Origin of the sequence: Candidatus Pelagibacter communis (assembly GCF_001180185.1) — a bacterium.
In the GTDB taxonomy this organism is placed as follows: domain Bacteria; phylum Pseudomonadota; class Alphaproteobacteria; order Pelagibacterales; family Pelagibacteraceae; genus Pelagibacter; species Pelagibacter ubique_F.
This window is the reverse complement of the sequence record NZ_CVSS01000051.1, coordinates 14,223-30,897: the sequence shown is the minus strand read 5'-3', so window position 1 is coordinate 30,897 and position 16,675 is coordinate 14,223. Positions and strand designations below refer to the sequence as shown.

The following is a 16,675-nucleotide window of genomic DNA, read 5'->3' as shown; positions in this document are numbered from 1 at the left end:
TAATGACCATTGGATGGTGCTTTGACAATACTTATTCTAAATTACCAGATCCATTTAGGGAAAAAATAGATCCTGTCCCAGTAAAAAATCCTGAATTAGTTATTTTGAATAAAAATCTCTCTAAAGAATTGAATCTTGATTTTTCAAATATAGATAATAATAAAATCGCTGAATTGTTTTCAGGTAATTCTCTTCCACCTGGAAGTAATAGTATTGCTCAAGCTTATGCGGGTCATCAATTTGGTCACTTTACTATGCTTGGGGATGGAAGAGCAGTTTTAATTGGAGAACATTTATCCAAAAAAAAGGATAGATACGATATTCAATTTAAGGGTTCAGGAAAAACTACATTCTCAAGAAATGGTGATGGAAGAGCTGCACTAGGTCCAATGTTAAGAGAATATATTATCAGTGAAGCAATGCATAATCTAAATATTCCAACAACAAGAAGTTTGGCTGTTGTCAAAACAGGTGAAGATGTGGTTAGAGAAAAACCTTTGCAAGGAGCAATACTTACAAGAGTAGCCTTAAGTCATATAAGAGTTGGAACTTTTCAATATATTGCTGCAAGAGATAAAAAAAATGAATTAGAAATTTTACTTAATTATGTAATTCAAAGACATTATCCTAATATTCAAAATTCCAAAAACAAAGCTATAGATCTTTTAAAAGTGGTAATGGAAAAACAAATCAATCTTGTGGTTAATTGGATGAGAGTTGGTTTTATTCATGGAGTTATGAATACTGATAATATGAGTATATCAGGTGAAACTATTGATTATGGTCCGTGTGCTTTTATGGATACATATGATCCAAAAACGGTATTTAGTTCAATTGATCATTTAGGAAGATATGCTTACTGTAACCAACCTTTAATTACAAAATGGAATTTAACAAGATTTGCAGAATGTTTAATTCCGTTAATACACAATGATCAAAATAAATCTATCGAAATAGCAACTGAAACTTTAAATTCTTTTGAAAAAAAATATGAGGAAAAATGGCTCAATATGATGAGAGATAAATTAGGTTTATTTGGTTCTGAGGATAATGACAAAATTTTAATCCTAGATTTACTTACTTGGATGCATCAAAAAAAAACAGATTATACAAATACTTTTTGTCATTTAATGGGTCTTGAAATTGATCAAAATGATAAATTTCAAGATGATGATTTTCAAAGTTGGAAAGAAAGATGGCAGAAAAGACACTCTTTAAATAACAAAAATTATGAAAAATGTGTAAAACTAATGAGAAGTGTAAATCCTTTAGTTATTCCTAGAAATATTATGGTCGAAAATGCTTTAAAAGATGCTGACAAAGGTAATTTTGATTCAACTAAAAAAATTATCGGAATTCTCAGTAATCCTTATCTTGAACAAAAGGATATTATCAATTATCAAGCTGCATCTCTATCAAATAAAAACTATAAAACTTTTTGTGGCACATGATAATTAGATATGAAGACAAAATATAAGATATTTGTTGCTAAAATTTTATCCTCTTTTTTAAGATTTTTTATTTCAAATATACAAGAAGTAAAACGTAATAAAATTTTTTGGTTATTGGATCTAAATGAGGGAATAGATTTATCAATATTCCTATTTGGAACATTTGAAAAAAAAATTCTCAAATTAGAAAAAATATTAAAAAAACAATCTAATTTCTGTTTTTTAGATATTGGAGCAAACATAGGATCAGTTAGCCTACCCTTAGCAAAATCATTTAAAAATTGTAAGATTTTCGCAATTGAACCAACAGATTATGCGTTTAGAAAATTAGAGAAAAATTTATCTTTAAATTCTGACATAAAAGCTAGAGTTGATTTAAATCAAGTGTTTATTTCTAATCAAAAAAAACCAAAAAAAGTTTGGTCAAGTTGGAATCTGAACGACAAAGATGATGTTCACAAAACACATAAAGGAAAATTGATGGAAGTGAGAGAGAATTCATATATTGCCCTTAATGATTTTATAAATATGAAAGGAATTGAAAAAGTAGACTTTATAAAAATCGATGTTGATGGATACGAACTAGATGTGCTTAAAAGTGGGTTTGAATATTTAAAAGAAAATAAGCCTATTATTTTTATAGAAATTGCACCTTATTTATATCCTGAATTTGGATATAATGTCAGTGAATTAATTGGTTATATCAAAAATATTGGATACGATTTTCACGATGACAATTTAAAAAAAATAAAAGATACAGAATTAGAGATAAAGAATATTAAATTTGGATCAAGTAAAAATTATTTTCTATACTAAAGCACATAAGGTTCAGGTCTAGCTTTTTTTCCAAGAACTCTTTCAACTGCCATATTTGAAATATCAATTGACTGATAAGAGCCAGTAGTAATTAACTCTGTAAGAGCACGTCCTATCCCTGGAGCTTGCATCAAACCTCTGCCTGTAAATCCTGTAGCTAAATAAACATTTTCAAATTTTGGATGTTTTCCAACGACCGCATTATTATCTAATCTATTGCAATCATAAAATCCTGCCCATCCTCCTGTTAATTTTAATTCCTCAAATGCTGGAATTCTTTTGGCTAAAGCAGGCCAAACTAATTCCTCAAAATCATCCCATGCTGGTTCAAGATCTTTAGTGTCGAAAACGGACTTTGGAGATCCAGCCAAATATTCTTTACCCTCTGGCCTCCAATATACTCCTGTAGTTAAATCTCCTGTTAATGGCATTTCAGGTATATGCTTTGGACACTTTACTCTAAAAACAGTATGTTTCTGAGGTTCAACTGGAATATCTTCTAATAATTCTTTTGTCCAACATCCTGCAGCAGAAACTATTGTTTTGGCTTTTATCTCTGATAATGATTTTACTTCACCTTTAACAAATTCTGCTCCTTGTTCAACTGCCTTACTTTTTAAAGCTGAATGAAATAAAAAAGGATCTATCCAACCCTCACTTTTGTTGTCTGTGAAAGTAGCAGTTTCAATTCCTTCTTTATTTATATATGGAAAAAATTTATTTAAATCGAATCCTTTTATGTTTTTAGTTCCTGCATCGCATGCTTTATGATTTTCTAGAGCTTTATATTGCTCCTCAGCATGCTCAGGACCGAACATCAACAAATATCCGTTTGGCACCATACTCGCTGTAGGATGGGGATTTTTATTAGTTTTTAGTAAATTTGGAATTTGAAAAATAAATTCTCTGGCGAATTTTCCTAACAATATATTTTCTTTCTGAAAAAATTGTCTTCTAAAGCCTCCAAGTGACAGCGGAAAAGAAGCTGTTTTATATGTTGGATCTCGCTCTATTACTTTAACTTTTCTTCCCTCTTTAGATAAAAAATATGCAGTTGATGCGCCTATTATTCCACCGCCAACTATTACAACATCGTCCATTAATTTAAAACCAATAAGTTATAGTTAAGAAATAATGCATAGAAACACCAAAGTAAATATGGAATCATAAGGAAATAACTTACAAAATTGACACGTTTAAACCTAATAATTAAGATGATTATTAAAATAATTAAAATGATTAAAATAATTAGAGCAAAAAATATTTGGTGTAGCCCAAAAAAAACAATACTCCAAGTTGTATTAAAAAATATATGAATAAAATAGATGTAAACTGTGTTTAAATCTTTTTTTTTACTATGCCAAAAAAACCAAATAGCTAATACCATCATAATATAAAGAGCCGACCAAACAGGGGCAAAAATCCAATCTGGTGGATTAATACTTGATTTCACCAGGCTTGAGTACCACGGCTCCTTGAAGCTGATTGAGACCAAACCCCCAGTAAATGATGCAGAAAAAGTGATAATAAAAAAGATGAAAAAAGATAAAATTTTGTTTTTTAACATAAACATAATATACATCAGGTTATGCAAGATAAAAAAGTAATTTGGATTACTGGAGCTAGCAGCGGTATCGGAAAAGCTTTAGCCTTAAAATTTGCTGAAAATGGTTGGATAGTTGCGGTATCAGCAAGACGTGAAAACTTATTAAAGGAACTTCAAAATTCAAATGAAAATATACATCCTTTTGTATTGGACGTAACTGATATGGGTCAGTGTAAATTAATTGCTAATTCAATCATTAATAAATTAGGTAAGATTGACATTTGTGTTTTTGGAACTGGTATTCATGACCCCAAATCTGAAAAACAATTCAACCTTAATAAGATTAGAGAAATAATGGAAGTTAATTATTTTGGAACTATGAATTCTATAAATTCAATTTACGAATATTTCTCTGAAAAAAAAGAGGGTAAAATTTCTATTATATCATCTGTTGCAGGTTACAGAGGACTACCAGCTGCAGGTGCATATTGTGCATCAAAGGCAGCACTCACAAGTTTTACTGAAAGCCTAAATTTTGATATGATGAAAAAAAATGTCCATGTAAATTTAATTAGTCCAGGATTTATCAAAACTCCAATGACTGATAAAAATGATTTTCCAATGCCTATGATAAAATCCCCTGAATTTGCAGCAAATGAAATCTATAATGGTTTAGTAAAAAAAAATAATTTTGAAATACATTTTCCTAAAGCTTTTACATTTTTAATGAAAATTATACAACTTTTACCAAATTGGATATACTTTGGTTTTATAAAATTTAGCAATAAATATATGAAAAGAAATTAATAATACTTATAATTAATGAATATATTAATTTTAGATCCTGAAAAAAAAGTTTCATACAGAATTTCTAAAGATACAAGTGGTGGATATGGAACAGGGAATAATTTTGGTGATACAATTGTGCCCATGTTTTTGAAAAAGACACTAAAAAAAGTTCATGATTGGCCACCAATGTTTGCAGTATATACAATGTCAGCTTTAAAAAAAAATGGACATAAAGTAGATTATCAGAAAAATCTGCCAGAAAATTTTAATCAATATGATTTTTTTATTGTTGTTTCATCTATTGTCTGTTGTGAGACTGAATGTGAATATATAAAAGAATTATCTAAATCCAAAAAAAAGATATTTGTTATTGGACCATACGCTACCAATATGCCTCAAAAATATATTAATGCAGGTGGAACTGTTATCATGGGAGAGCCAGAATTCTTTTTTTTAAAAGATCAAGATCTCAATAAATTAGAAAATGGAAAATCAATATCTTTTAATCACGATTATGCACTTGATGACTTACCATATCCGGATTGGAATAATGTAGTAAAAAGTAATAAAACAAGTTTATTATTCGGAACTGATAAATCTTTGCCAATTCTTGCAACTAGAGGATGTCCTTATTCTTGTTTCAAATATTGTGTATACCCTTTACAACAAGGCAGAAAACCACGTCAAAGAGACCCAAAATCAATCGTCGATGAATTAGAATACTGGAACTTAAAATTTAAAGTAAAGATGTTTATTTTTAGAGATCCTGTTTTTTCGATAAATAAAAAGCATACCATAGAATTTTGTAATTTTTTGATTAATAGAAAATTAAATTTAAAATTTGTAATAGAGACACATCTCAGAATTTTAGATACTGATTTAATAGATTTGCTTAAAAAAGCAGGGCTTAAAGCTGTAAAAGTTGGAGTTGAAAGTTTTGATGAAAAAGTCCTTAAAGAATCTGGAAGATTTTCTGTCTCAAAAGATCAACAACTAGAAAAAATAAGAGAATTAGAGAAAAAAAAGATACAAGTTTCTGCAATGTATATTCTTGGTTTTCCAACAGACACTGATGAAACAATTAATAAGACAATTAATTATTCTAAAAAATTAAATACTACTTACGCTCAGTTTAGTGTTTGGACTCCTTATCCAGGAACCCCTGTATATTCTGAATTTAAAGACAAGATTAATGCTGAAAAATATGAAAATTTTGATCAATACCAATTAGTCTATAATCACAATTTATTTAATAAATATGAAATAAGAAATTACCTATCAAAAGCTTATACAGCTTATTATTTGAGAATTAATTGGTTAATAAAATATATAAAGTCATTTATAACAGTCTAATGAAAATAAGTATAATTGTACCATGTTATAATGAACATAGAACAATTGAAAAGATAATAGAAAAAGTAAATAAACAAAAAAATTTTGATAAAGAAATAATTGTAGTTGACGATTACTCAACAGATGGAACAAGAAAAAAATTAGAAAATATTAAAGACCAAGTTAGTTCAATTAGTTTAAATGATAAAAATTATGGTAAAGGTTATTGTATAAAAAAAGGGATTCAAATAGCGTCTGGGGATATAATATTGATTCAAGATGCTGATTTAGAATATGACCCCTATGATTATGAAAAGTTGATAAACCCAATTAAAGAAAATTATGCAGATGTTGTTTATGGCTCTAGATTTATTGGCTCAGACCAAAAAAGAGTATTATTTTTTTGGCACTCTTTAGGAAATAAATTTCTTACAATTCTATCTAATATGTTTACTAATTTAAGTTTAACAGATATGGAATGTTGTTATAAGGCATTTAAAGCAGAAATCATTAAAGGTGTAGATTTAAAAGAAAATCGTTTTGGATTTGAGCCTGAAATAACTGCAAAAATTGCAAAAAAGGATATAAGAGTTTATGAAGTAGGAATTAAATATTTTGGTAGAAAATATTCTGAAGGAAAAAAAATTACATGGAAAGATGGTTTTCGAGCTATTTACTGTATTATCTATTATTCATTTTTTGACTAATTATATTAAATCAAATGATTTTGAATCGTAAATTTATTAAAAACAAAAAGACTAGTATTATTTTCTTAGTTTTATTAATTTTTTTCTTTTTGAAATTAACAAATTTTCCAAAAAATGTTTATGATTTGCTTAAAGATAATTATGAAGAAAGGTTTATATCATCATATAATAATGTTTTTTATTCTGGTTTTTGTAATAAATCTTCTCATGGTTACATTTATCATATTTATAAAAAATTTAGTAAAACAATGAATCAGAATTCTGTACCCAAAATAATTAATTTAGATCCTATTAAAAGAAAAAAACCTTATTGGATATTTTTATTTCATGACCCAAAAATAAATCAGGATGAAATAATTTTATTAAATTACGATCAGTCCCTTTCAAACTTTGATTTAAAAAAATATGAAATTTTAGATAATCATCAAAATAAATGTTTGTTTTTAAGGAAAAATGACTGAATTATTTTTTATATTTTTAAATTTAATTTTATTGACTGTTTTTTTTTCAATAAGCCCATTAGTTTTTTTTAAAAAATATAATCTTTTAAATTTAAATTTTTTTGAAAACACAACAACTAATTTTTTAATATATTTTAATATCATTTTGTTTCTCTCTTTCTTAAATTTAAATCTATCACAAATCTTAAAAATTATATTTTTAATATTTTTAATTGTTCTTTTAATAAATATTAAAAAAGAAATAGTTAAATATCAGAAAATTATTTTAAATCACAAAGTATTAATATTATTTGTATTATTTATATCATTTGTATTATCGATTGATGTTGCTAATAAAATATTTATATCATGGGACTCAGAAAAATTTTGGACTAGTAAAGTATTAAATTTCTATAATGGCTACAAAATTGAAAATCTTAGTGATGCAGGAAATCCTCATTATCCATATTTGGGTGCACTTATTACATCTATAAATTGGAAAATAAGTTTTATTGATTACGAATATGCTAGTAGATTAATACTTGTTTTTATATTTTGCTATTCTTTAATTACTTTAATAGATAATTTTAAGATCAATGATAATAAAAAAGTTTTATTTTTCTTACTTTTTTTAATAATTATATATGACTACGATTTATTATTCTCAGGGAATCAAGAAATATTAATTTTTTCATTTATTGCGATTATAATGAATAATTATTACAAAATAAAATTTATAAAAAAAATAAATAGTAATTATTTTTTAAATATATTTTCAATAATTTTGTGCTGTAATTTAATTATTTGGACAAAACAAGAGGGTATGTTTTATGTAATTTTTTTAATTGTAACATTATTTTTTTTAGATAGAAAAAATACTAAATTAAACACTTTATATCTTTTAATTACAATGAGTTTAATTGGAGTTAAAATTTTAGTATTCTATATTTACAATTTAGAAATTTCCTTAAATAAATCTGTAATAACAGATTTATCTTTAACAAGTTTATTATCAAAAATAACAATTGAAAGAATATTTATAATTGTTGAATATTTAGTATATGCACATTTTCAAAGTTTGTTATTACTTTCTGGGCTATTAATTTATACTTTGATAAAATTAGTAAAAATTAAAATTCAGTATTTAGAAATTTGTATTTTATTAAATTTACTTTTTCTCTTAGGTGTATATTTGCTAGTGGATAATCAAGAATTTAATATTAAACATGGAATAAATAGACTAATTTTCAATATTACACCACTAATAATAATGTTATATTTAGAATATTTTAATAATAGTTTAAAAATTAAGACTTAAAGAAAAAAACAGTGAGTTCTCCTACCTTAAATCCAAATTTTGATAAAGTTGCCCTGTTTATTGCCACTTGATCATCCTGTTTAAAAATCCAATCATCAAAGGTAACTTTAATTTCTTTACCCTTAAAAGGAACAATTAAATCATACTCAAATTTAAATGCTGATCCGTATTGATATCCTTTTGCTTTACCTACGACATCTCCAGCTGTACCCTCATAATAATTTTCATCTATCTTTAATATAGTCCATTCTCTATACTGAACTTCTCCATCATCCCAATTAAATTTCTCTTTAAGGATTAACTGTTTGCCATCCCAAGTACCATCTAAATCAGCAGAAAATTGCCTCGTAACTTTTCCAGATCTATTTTGTAAAATTCCCCAAGCCTTAACATTACCAGTTAAATACTCTTCAATAATTAATTTTGGCTCTTTATTTATAAAATCTTCTGGTTTCATAGCGCTATTTTTTGCGCAACTTGTAATTAAGAATAATGAAATTATCAATAAAATTGATTTATATATTTTTAAATGTCGCATAAATACTCCATTAATTTTCTATTTGTTTTGCATTGAAAATTGTATCAAATCGATATTTTTCGACTTAAAACCAGCCTCGCAATACGAAAGATAAAATTCCCACATTCTTTTAAATGTTATGTCAAAGCCTTGTTTCCTGATTATTTCCCATTTCTTAATGAATTCATTTCTCCACAAAGCTAAGGTGTTGGCATAATGATCAGCATAAGAAATATATGAATTTATGGTCAGATCATTTTCTGAAACATAACGATTTATAGTGTTCTTATTTGGTAAAAAACCTCCTGGAAAAATATACTTTTGTATAAAATCTTGTTTGTTTTTATATCTATTAAACAACCTATCATCTATCGTGATAGCTTGAATAGCTACCTTTCCACCTTCAGACAAATTTTTTTTAATAGTGTTGAAATAACCCTTTAGATAATTTTGACCAACTGCTTCTATCATCTCAATTGAAGCTATTGAATTGTATTTTCCTTGGAGATCTCGATAATCTTTTATTTCAATATTGACTTTTTCGTTTAATCCACATTTAAAAATTCTTTCTTTTGCAAACTCAAACTGTTTTTGTGATATTGTAATACAGTCAAGTTTGACATCATATTTTTTACCTAAATACTCTGCAAATCCGCCCCAGCCACAACCAATTTCTAAAATTTTGTCACCATTACCAGGTTTAATTAAATCTATTAATTTTTGATATTTGTTATTTTGAGCCTCAGAAAGATTTTTGGAATTATCATCAAAAATAGCACCTGAGTAAGTTAAGGTTTCATCTAACCAAAGTGAAAAAAAGTCATTTCCCAAATCATAATGTTTAGCAATATTTGCTTTACTTCTTTTTTTTGTATTTTTAATTATTTTATTTTTAACATAATTTATCACAGGCATATCAAGAAGGCCTGAAAATTTATATATGATATTGATATTTCTTGCTGTCAACTCAATTAAGTTCGATAAATTATCAGTTTGAAACTCACCCCTCATATAACTTTCGGCAAATCCAATACTACCTCCTCTTATTAAATTGTAATTAAAATTATTTTTTTTGATGAAAATATTTGCTTTTAATTTTTGATCAGGATTTCCAAATTTCAAAAGATCGCCTTCAAACGTTGTTAATTCTAAATAACCATAATTAATTTTTTCTAAAAATTTAAAAACCAATTTATCTGATGCTCTATATAAAAACATTAGTTTTCTGTAGTTACATTATTTCTTATTTTAAGTTTTTTTTTTACAAACTTAATTCCTTTGATCCATAATTTGAACGCTTCAAAATGTATCGCTGAGATAATTTTAAATGTCATAAAAGGGTGTTTTAAGTAGGAATTCATTAAATTTTTACCAGTTAAATCAGATCGTTTTCCCTCTTGAGACGCAAAAAGTATTTTACCTTCTTTATCATATTGATCAATTACAACTGATAATTTTTTGGTTGGATTCAAAATCCTAAAAAAATAATTACAGTCCATGTCAATAAACGGTGAAACATGAAATTTCTTAGAGCAATTATTTTGAATTAAATTATTTTGATTTTCAACTTTAAAAATATATGTATGTTGTTCCCCAAATGTGTTTTTTACTTCATATAAAATTGAAACAAGTTTATCATTTTTATTATAAATAAAAAAAATACTTAGTGGATTAAAAACATAGCCGAGTATACGAGGATAGCACAAAAGTTTTATTTTAATTCCTTCTATATCTATATCAGTATTTTCAAGATTATTTTTTACCCACTTTTCTAATGACGTGCCATCTCTAGCTCCATGATCTCTTTCATAAAAACTTATCAAATTAAATTTATTTAGAGAGAAAAATTTTATTTGTTCACATAATTTTTGTATTTCTGATAGGTCAATTAAAAGTGAAAAAACTTTATATTTGAAGAAATGTTCTTTTGGTTTAAATCTTTTGTGAATTACAGTTCCATTATATATACAAGAATTAATCATTAAGGTATTTCAACATTTCAATAGATGATTTTAAGCCATCTTCATGAAATCCGTAACCAAAATAACTTCCACAAAAAAGTAAATCTTTACGATTTTGTAAATTAACAAGCCCTGATTGCGCATCTAAAGCTGTCTGATCATAATAAGGATGAGTAAATCTGACTTTTTTTAATACTTTTGACTCATCAATCTCAAAATAGGGATTTAAAGTCAAAAAAATATTTTGATTACATTTTAAGTTTTGTAATAAATTCAACCAATATGTTATTGAATTTTTACTTAAATCTTTATCATCTATTGAGGAGTTCCATGAAGACCAAGCTTTTTTATTTTTTGGCATTGCTCGATGATCTGTATGTATATAAGCTGTATTTTCCTTATAACTGAAATTTGAAAGAATATTTTTTTCATCTTCAGTAGGATTTTCAATTAATTTTAAGGCCTCATCTGCATGAGTGGCTAATATTGCTTTATCATAACCAAAGAATTCGTTTTCTCCACCATAGTACAAATCTAAACCTACTGATTTTCTTTTTATTTTTGTAACATTATAATTTTTATAATGTTCTCCACTTATTTGGGAAATTATTTTACTCACATAAGTTCTACTTCTGTTAGATACTGTATACCACTTAGGTCTATTTTTTAATTTAAACAAACCATGATTTTGAAAAAATTTTAGAAAAAAGCTTATTGGCATTTTACTTGCCTCATAAGGAGGCATAGACCAGATTGCAGATACCATAGGTATGATATGATAATCTACGAATGTTTTAGATAATTTGTTTCTTTTTAAATATTCTCCTAAAGTAATTTTTTCATCCGAAATAGTTTCTTGATCGCTTTTTTTATAAAATTTTAAAATATCAAAAAACATTTTTAAAAATTCAATATTAAATAAATTCGATTTATTTGAAAAAATTCCATTTAAACCTTTTCCGCAATATTCAAATTTTGTATTATCTACTGAAACGGAGAAAGACATGTCGCTTTTTTCAATTTGAATATCATTTTCTCTAAAAAAATTTATTAGATTTGGATAAGTTTTGAAATTAAACACAATAAAGCCAATATCTACAGAAACTTTTTTTTTATCAAAAACTAAATCAATTGTATGAGAATGTCCTCCAAAATGGTCTTCTCTCTCAAAAAGATCTACATTGTGTTTTTTTGATAAATAATATGCTGCGCTTAACCCTGAAATTCCTGAACCAATAACAGCAATTTTCATTAACAACTATGCTGCATCTTCTTTAAACTCATCCATACTTGGACATGTACAAAAAATGTTTTTATCTCCATATACATTATCTACTCTTGCTACTGGAGGCCAAAACTTATTTGCTTTTAAAAATTTAGCTGGATAAGCTGCCTCTTCTCTAGTGTATTTATGTGTCCAGTTATCAGATGCTAGTTCACTATCAGTGTGAGGAGCATTCTTAATTGGATTGTCAATTTTATCAAACTTACCTGATTTAATCTGGTCTATTTCTTGTTTTATCTTTATTAAAGTGTCGCAGAATCTATCGAGCTCCGACAAGCCTTCACTTTCAGTTGGCTCTATCATCATAGTTCCAGCTACAGGCCAAGACATAGTTGGTGCATGAAAACCAAAATCTATTAATCTTTTAGCTATATCTTCTTCTGTTATGCCTGTTTCAGATTTTATCGTTCTAATATCTATAATACACTCGTGTGCAACATTCCCATTAGATCCTTTATATAAAATCGGAAAGTGATCTTTTAATCTATGAGCAATATAATTTGCGTTTAATATCGCAACTTGAGAAGCAAGCTTTAATCCTGCAGACCCCATCATTTTAATGTACATCCAAGAAATTGACAAAATACTTGAGCTACCCCAAGGAGCTGCCGACACTGCACCAATTCCAGTTGTTGGTCCACAATCTTTTATTACTGGATGGTTAGGTAGATAAACTTGTAAATGTTTTTTACAGGCAATGGGCCCCATTCCAGGTCCTCCTCCACCATGAGGAATACAAAATGTTTTATGTAAATTAATATGACAAACATCAGGTCCAAAATTCCCAGGCTTTGCAATTCCAACTAAAGCATTTAAATTTGCTCCATCCATATATACCTGACCACCATGTTTATGAACTAATTCACAAATATCAGTTATTTTTTCCTCAAATACTCCATGGGTAGATGGATAAGTTACCATTAATGCTCCAAGGTTTTCAGAATGTTGCTCTGCTTTTTTCTTTAAATCGTCAAAATCAACATTTCCATCTTTATCACAATTAACAACAACCACTTTCATGCCAACCATTTGTGCACTTGCTGGGTTAGTACCATGTGCCGAACTTGGAATTAAACATATATTACGATTAGGCTCACCTCTATCTAGATGATATTTTCTAATAACCATTAAGCCTGCATACTCACCTTGAGCACCTGCATTAGGTTGTAAAGAAACACCTGAAAAACCAGTTATAGACCGTAACCAATTTTTTAAATCAGTAAATAAATCTCTAAATCCTTCCATTTGTTCAATTGGAACAAACGGATGAGGTTCTGCAAATTCTTTCCATGATATTGGTATCATTTCGGCAGCAGCGTTTAACTTCATTGTGCATGAGCCAAGTGCAATCATAGTTCTATTCAATGCTATATCTTTATCTTCTAATCTTTTTAAATATCTAAGCATTTCAGTTTCTGAATGATATAAGTTGAAAACTGGATGTTCTAAATATTTTGAAGTTCTTAATAAATTTTTTGGCAAATTAGGTAAACTTACTGAAGGATCCTCTTTTTTAATTGACTCTGCTGCATTAAAAATTTTTAATAATTGATTTACTCTATAAACATTTTTTCTTTCATCAAAAGAAACAGCTAGCATTTCAGAATTTACTTTTCGTATATTAACTTTTTGGTTAAGAGCGTTCTTGTAAATTTGATCAGTTTTTTCTTTTGTAATAATTGTAACCGTATCAAAAAAACGATTAGAATAAAGTTCATATCCAGACTGTTTTATTTTATCAGCAAAACTTTTTGCTAATTGAGACACTCTTTCAGAAATATTTTTAATTCCATCCGGACCATGATAAATAGCGTATGCTGCTGACACAATCGCTAATAAAGCTTGTGCAGTACAAATATTACTAGTCGCTTTATCTCTTCTGATGTGTTGCTCTCTTGTTTGTAAAGATAATCTATATGCCTTATTACCATGTCTATCGACTGATACACCAACAATCCTTCCTGGCATTGATCTCTTATATTCATCTTTGGTTGCAAAAAAAGCTGCATGCGGACCTCCATATCCCATTGGAATACCAAATCTTTGGGAGCTTCCAACCGCAATGTCGGCACCAAGTTCTCTAGGTGTTTTTAATTTTGCTAGAGCTAACAGATCACAAGCTAATATAGCCTTCCCATTTTTTTTGTGAATTTTGCTAATTGCTTCACTTGGGTCTTTAATATCCCCTAAAGTTCCTGGATATTGTAAAATTCCACAAACTAAATCCTCTTTTAGCTGGTCTAAAACTTCATCTTCTTTACCAACTAAAACCTTTAAACCCATTGGCTCAGCTCTTGTTTGAATTACATCTATTGTTTGAGGATGACAATCTTCAGAAACAAAAACTAAATTACTATCTTTTTTATTTAATCTGTGACTTAGACCCATAGCCTCTGCTGCTGCTGTACCTTCATCTAATAAAGAGGCATTGGCAATATCCATTCCTGTAAAGTCAACAATCATTTGTTGAAAGTTCAATAACATCTCAAGTCTTCCTTGAGCTACCTCAGGCTGATAAGGCGTATATGAAGTATACCAACCAGGATTTTCCAGTATATTTCTCAAAATTACATAGGGTGTGTAAGTTCCATAATAACCCATACCAATGAAATTTGAGTAAACTTGATTTTTTTTAGAAATTGCTCTTAATTTTCTTAATGCTTCGTACTCTGAATTTGAATCGCCAATATTAAGTTCACCCTTAAACTTTATTTTTTCTGGCACAGTGTTGTCAATCAGATCATCTAGTGATTTATAATTTAATTCTTTTAACATTTTTGATTGGTCTTCTTTAGAAGGTCCAATGTGTCTTTTTAAAAAATCTTTTTCTGAATTTGGTAACATTATGCTGAAGTCTCCTTTGCAAATTTATCGTAATCATCTTTATTCATTAATGCATCCATTTCTGATGGATCTTTTATTTTAAGTTTAAAGAACCAAGCTGAATCTTCTGGATCTTGATTAATCTTTGATGGATCATCTACTATAGCTTGATTTGTATCAACTACTTCACCACTCACAGGAGTATATACATCGCTAGCTGCTTTGGTTGATTCCACAACACCTGCTGTCCCGTCTTTCTCTACATTAGAACCTTTTTCTGGAAGTTCTGCAAAAACTATATCACCTAACATTTCTGTGGCATGTTTTGTAATACCAATTGTTGCTACATCTCCATCTAATTTAATCCACTCGTGCTCTTTTGAATATTTTACTTCACTCATTAATTTACTCCTTTGACATAACTTTTTTTATAAAATGGTAAACTGCAAATACTTGCAGGATGTTTTTTTCCTCTTACCTCTAAAAATACTTTGGTATTTTTTTTTGAAAATTCATTTTCCACATATCCCATTGCTACAGGACCATTAACACTTGGTCCAAATGTACCACTAGTGATTTCTCCAATATGAACATCTGATTGATTAAATATTTTTGTTTTTTCTCTAGCAATAATTCTTCCCTCAGGTTTAATTCCAACTCTAATTTTACTGACACCATCATTTAATTGTTTAATAATTATGTCAGAGCCTATAAAATCTCCCTTAGATATTCTTTCTTTTGAAATAGCCCACTTTAAATTTGCTTCCACTGGAGTTTTATCTTTATCTAGATCATGACCATATAAACATAAACCAGCTTCCAATCTTAGTGTATCTCTTGCTCCTAGGCCTATTAATTTAGATCCTTTGTTGATTAATTCCCTGGTTAATTTATCTACAAAATCATTTACAATTGATATCTCAAAACCATCTTCACCTGTATAACCAGATCGCGTAATATAAACTCTCTGATTTTCAAATGTAAACCAGTTTCCAGACATAAAATTAAGATCTTTTACACCATTAATAACATCGTTGAGAATTTCTGATGATTTAGGACCTTGAATGGCAATTAAAGATCTATTTTCATCCATAATCATTTTGTACTTATCTTTAAGGAGTTCTTTTAAAATTTTGAAGTCATTATCTTTGCATGCTGCATTAAGAATTATCAAAAAACCCTCACTTGTTTTTGTGATAATTAAATCATCATGTATCCCGGCATCTTTATCCATTAAGAAACTGTATTTAGAATGATTTAATTTCAAATTTTTCAAATCTAATGGAAAAATTTTTTCTAAATCTCTAATTAATTCATCACCACCATAGATAAATAATTGACCCATATGTGAAACATCAAAAATACCAGAGTGATTTCTAGTGAATTTATGTTCTTCAACAATACCTTCCGAATATTGTATCGGCATTTGATAACCTGCAAATTCAACAAATTTTGCATTACAATCTTGATGTAACTGGTACAGCGATGTTTTTTTTGTTTCCATATTAACTCTTTGTACCCATCTGTATATTTGCCTGAGAGTTTTGCTCCTTCGGCGAGAATTAAATCTCTTTCCAGAGTTAATATGCTACGGTCCTTTTTGCCTGAGAGATTCCTGGGTGGTTGCTCCTTCGGCGCTACAATAATCTGTAGTCTCTCCCGTAGACCAATAGTCCTATATGTGACTTAA

General features: G+C 28.0%; 16 protein-coding genes and 1 riboswitch. Of the genes, 7 read left to right on the top strand and 9 right to left on the bottom strand.

Features of this window, described 5'->3' with window-relative positions:
- Positions 1 to 2: 2 nt before the first annotated feature.
- Complete coding sequence (locus AMN95_RS04415; RefSeq protein WP_075522756.1) at positions 3 to 1,451, top strand: protein adenylyltransferase SelO; 1,449 nt, start codon at positions 3 to 5, stop codon at positions 1,449 to 1,451.
- Positions 1,452 to 1,460: 9 nt separating this feature from the next.
- Positions 1,461 to 2,267, top strand: a complete 807-nt coding sequence (locus tag AMN95_RS04410; RefSeq protein ID WP_075522755.1) for an FkbM family methyltransferase — start codon at positions 1,461 to 1,463, stop codon at positions 2,265 to 2,267.
- Here the strand turns inward: AMN95_RS04410 and AMN95_RS04405 are convergent.
- Both AMN95_RS04405 and AMN95_RS04400 read right to left on the bottom strand, forming a co-directional pair.
- The gene (locus tag AMN95_RS04405) at positions 2,264 to 3,367 is read right to left on the bottom strand and encodes an NAD(P)/FAD-dependent oxidoreductase (protein WP_075522754.1); all 1,104 of its coding nucleotides are present in this window, start codon (positions 3,365 to 3,367) and stop codon (positions 2,264 to 2,266) included. The genes AMN95_RS04410 and AMN95_RS04405 overlap by 4 nt on opposite strands.
- The gene (locus tag AMN95_RS04400; RefSeq protein WP_075522753.1) at positions 3,367 to 3,834 is read right to left on the bottom strand and encodes a TspO/MBR family protein; all 468 of its coding nucleotides are present in this window, start codon (positions 3,832 to 3,834) and stop codon (positions 3,367 to 3,369) included. The genes AMN95_RS04405 and AMN95_RS04400 overlap by 1 nt, the downstream gene beginning before the upstream one ends.
- A gap of 21 nt (positions 3,835 to 3,855) precedes the next feature.
- Between AMN95_RS04400 and AMN95_RS04395 the strand changes: the two genes are divergently transcribed.
- Genes AMN95_RS04395 through AMN95_RS04375 form a run of 5 tightly spaced genes read left to right on the top strand, consistent with a single transcriptional unit; the run spans position 3,856 to position 8,399 of the window.
- Positions 3,856 to 4,620 (top strand): SDR family NAD(P)-dependent oxidoreductase, encoded by a 765-nt coding sequence (locus AMN95_RS04395; protein ID WP_075522752.1) that lies wholly within the window; start codon positions 3,856 to 3,858, stop codon positions 4,618 to 4,620.
- A 15-nt stretch (positions 4,621 to 4,635) separates the two neighbouring features.
- A complete protein-coding gene (locus tag AMN95_RS04390; protein ID WP_075522751.1) occupies positions 4,636 to 5,955 on the top strand; it encodes a B12-binding domain-containing radical SAM protein in 1,320 nt (439 codons plus the stop codon).
- Positions 5,955 to 6,641, top strand: coding sequence for a glycosyltransferase family 2 protein (locus tag AMN95_RS04385; RefSeq protein WP_075522750.1), 687 nt, complete (start codon positions 5,955 to 5,957; stop codon positions 6,639 to 6,641). Before AMN95_RS04390 ends, AMN95_RS04385 begins: the two co-directional genes overlap by 1 nt.
- A 20-nt stretch (positions 6,642 to 6,661) precedes the next feature.
- The gene (locus AMN95_RS04380; RefSeq protein WP_143323766.1) at positions 6,662 to 7,102 is read left to right on the top strand and encodes a hypothetical protein; all 441 of its coding nucleotides are present in this window, start codon (positions 6,662 to 6,664) and stop codon (positions 7,100 to 7,102) included.
- Positions 7,095 to 8,399, top strand: a complete 1,305-nt coding sequence (locus tag AMN95_RS04375; RefSeq protein WP_075522748.1) for a hypothetical protein — start codon at positions 7,095 to 7,097, stop codon at positions 8,397 to 8,399. The genes AMN95_RS04380 and AMN95_RS04375 overlap by 8 nt, the downstream gene beginning before the upstream one ends.
- On the opposite strand, the gene AMN95_RS04370 is transcribed toward AMN95_RS04375, so the two are convergent.
- The 7 genes from AMN95_RS04370 to gcvT all read right to left on the bottom strand — a co-directional run bounded on the left by AMN95_RS04370 (position 8,389) and on the right by gcvT (position 16,489).
- Positions 8,389 to 8,856, bottom strand: a complete 468-nt coding sequence (locus AMN95_RS04370) for a DUF3833 domain-containing protein (RefSeq protein ID WP_256997947.1) — start codon at positions 8,854 to 8,856, stop codon at positions 8,389 to 8,391. The two genes, AMN95_RS04375 and AMN95_RS04370, sit on opposite strands and share 11 nt — an antisense overlap.
- Positions 8,857 to 8,955: 99 nt before the next feature.
- On the bottom strand, positions 8,956 to 10,134 hold the full coding sequence (locus AMN95_RS04365; RefSeq protein WP_075522746.1) for an SAM-dependent methyltransferase: 1,179 nt from the start codon (positions 10,132 to 10,134) through the stop codon (positions 8,956 to 8,958).
- Positions 10,134 to 10,898 carry a DUF1365 domain-containing protein gene (locus AMN95_RS04360; protein ID WP_075522745.1) on the bottom strand — a complete coding sequence of 255 codons (765 nt, stop codon included), beginning with the start codon at positions 10,896 to 10,898 and terminating at the stop codon, positions 10,134 to 10,136. The genes AMN95_RS04365 and AMN95_RS04360 overlap by 1 nt, the downstream gene beginning before the upstream one ends.
- A complete protein-coding gene (locus AMN95_RS04355; protein ID WP_075522744.1) occupies positions 10,891 to 12,129 on the bottom strand; it encodes an NAD(P)/FAD-dependent oxidoreductase in 1,239 nt (412 codons plus the stop codon). Before AMN95_RS04355 ends, AMN95_RS04360 begins: the two co-directional genes overlap by 8 nt.
- Before the next feature lie 6 nt (positions 12,130 to 12,135).
- Positions 12,136 to 15,006, bottom strand: a complete 2,871-nt coding sequence (gcvP, locus tag AMN95_RS04350; protein WP_075522743.1) for an aminomethyl-transferring glycine dehydrogenase — start codon at positions 15,004 to 15,006, stop codon at positions 12,136 to 12,138.
- The gene (gene gcvH, locus AMN95_RS04345; RefSeq protein ID WP_075522742.1) at positions 15,006 to 15,386 is read right to left on the bottom strand and encodes a glycine cleavage system protein GcvH; all 381 of its coding nucleotides are present in this window, start codon (positions 15,384 to 15,386) and stop codon (positions 15,006 to 15,008) included. The genes gcvP and gcvH overlap by 1 nt, the downstream gene beginning before the upstream one ends.
- A complete protein-coding gene (gene gcvT, locus AMN95_RS04340; RefSeq protein ID WP_075522741.1) occupies positions 15,386 to 16,489 on the bottom strand; it encodes a glycine cleavage system aminomethyltransferase GcvT in 1,104 nt (367 codons plus the stop codon). Before gcvT ends, gcvH begins: the two co-directional genes overlap by 1 nt.
- Positions 16,490 to 16,566: 77 nt before the next feature.
- A riboswitch (glycine riboswitch) is annotated at positions 16,567 to 16,657 on the bottom strand.
- Between the last annotated feature and the right edge of the window lie 18 nt (positions 16,658 to 16,675).

Excerpts from the sequence above, each read along its gene's own strand:
- AMN95_RS04415 (WP_075522756.1), top strand. The coding sequence starts at position 3 with ATGACCATTGGATGGTGCTTTGACAATACTTATTCTAAATTACCAGAT.
- AMN95_RS04410 (WP_075522755.1), top strand. The coding sequence starts at position 1,461 with ATGAAGACAAAATATAAGATATTTGTTGCTAAAATTTTATCCTCTTTT.
- AMN95_RS04405 (WP_075522754.1), bottom strand. The coding sequence starts at position 3,367 with ATGGACGATGTTGTAATAGTTGGCGGTGGAATAATAGGCGCATCAACT.
- AMN95_RS04400 (WP_075522753.1), bottom strand. The coding sequence starts at position 3,834 with ATGTTAAAAAACAAAATTTTATCTTTTTTCATCTTTTTTATTATCACT.
- AMN95_RS04395 (WP_075522752.1), top strand. The coding sequence starts at position 3,856 with ATGCAAGATAAAAAAGTAATTTGGATTACTGGAGCTAGCAGCGGTATC.
- AMN95_RS04390 (WP_075522751.1), top strand. The coding sequence starts at position 4,636 with ATGAATATATTAATTTTAGATCCTGAAAAAAAAGTTTCATACAGAATT.
- AMN95_RS04385 (WP_075522750.1), top strand. The coding sequence starts at position 5,955 with ATGAAAATAAGTATAATTGTACCATGTTATAATGAACATAGAACAATT.
- AMN95_RS04375 (WP_075522748.1), top strand. The coding sequence starts at position 7,095 with ATGACTGAATTATTTTTTATATTTTTAAATTTAATTTTATTGACTGTT.
- AMN95_RS04370 (WP_256997947.1), bottom strand. The coding sequence starts at position 8,856 with ATGAAACCAGAAGATTTTATAAATAAAGAGCCAAAATTAATTATTGAA.
- AMN95_RS04365 (WP_075522746.1), bottom strand. The coding sequence starts at position 10,134 with ATGTTTTTATATAGAGCATCAGATAAATTGGTTTTTAAATTTTTAGAA.
- AMN95_RS04360 (WP_075522745.1), bottom strand. The coding sequence starts at position 10,898 with ATGATTAATTCTTGTATATATAATGGAACTGTAATTCACAAAAGATTT.
- AMN95_RS04355 (WP_075522744.1), bottom strand. The coding sequence starts at position 12,129 with ATGAAAATTGCTGTTATTGGTTCAGGAATTTCAGGGTTAAGCGCAGCA.
- gcvP (WP_075522743.1), bottom strand. The coding sequence starts at position 15,006 with ATGTTACCAAATTCAGAAAAAGATTTTTTAAAAAGACACATTGGACCT.
- gcvH (WP_075522742.1), bottom strand. The coding sequence starts at position 15,386 with ATGAGTGAAGTAAAATATTCAAAAGAGCACGAGTGGATTAAATTAGAT.
- gcvT (WP_075522741.1), bottom strand. The coding sequence starts at position 16,489 with ATGGAAACAAAAAAAACATCGCTGTACCAGTTACATCAAGATTGTAAT.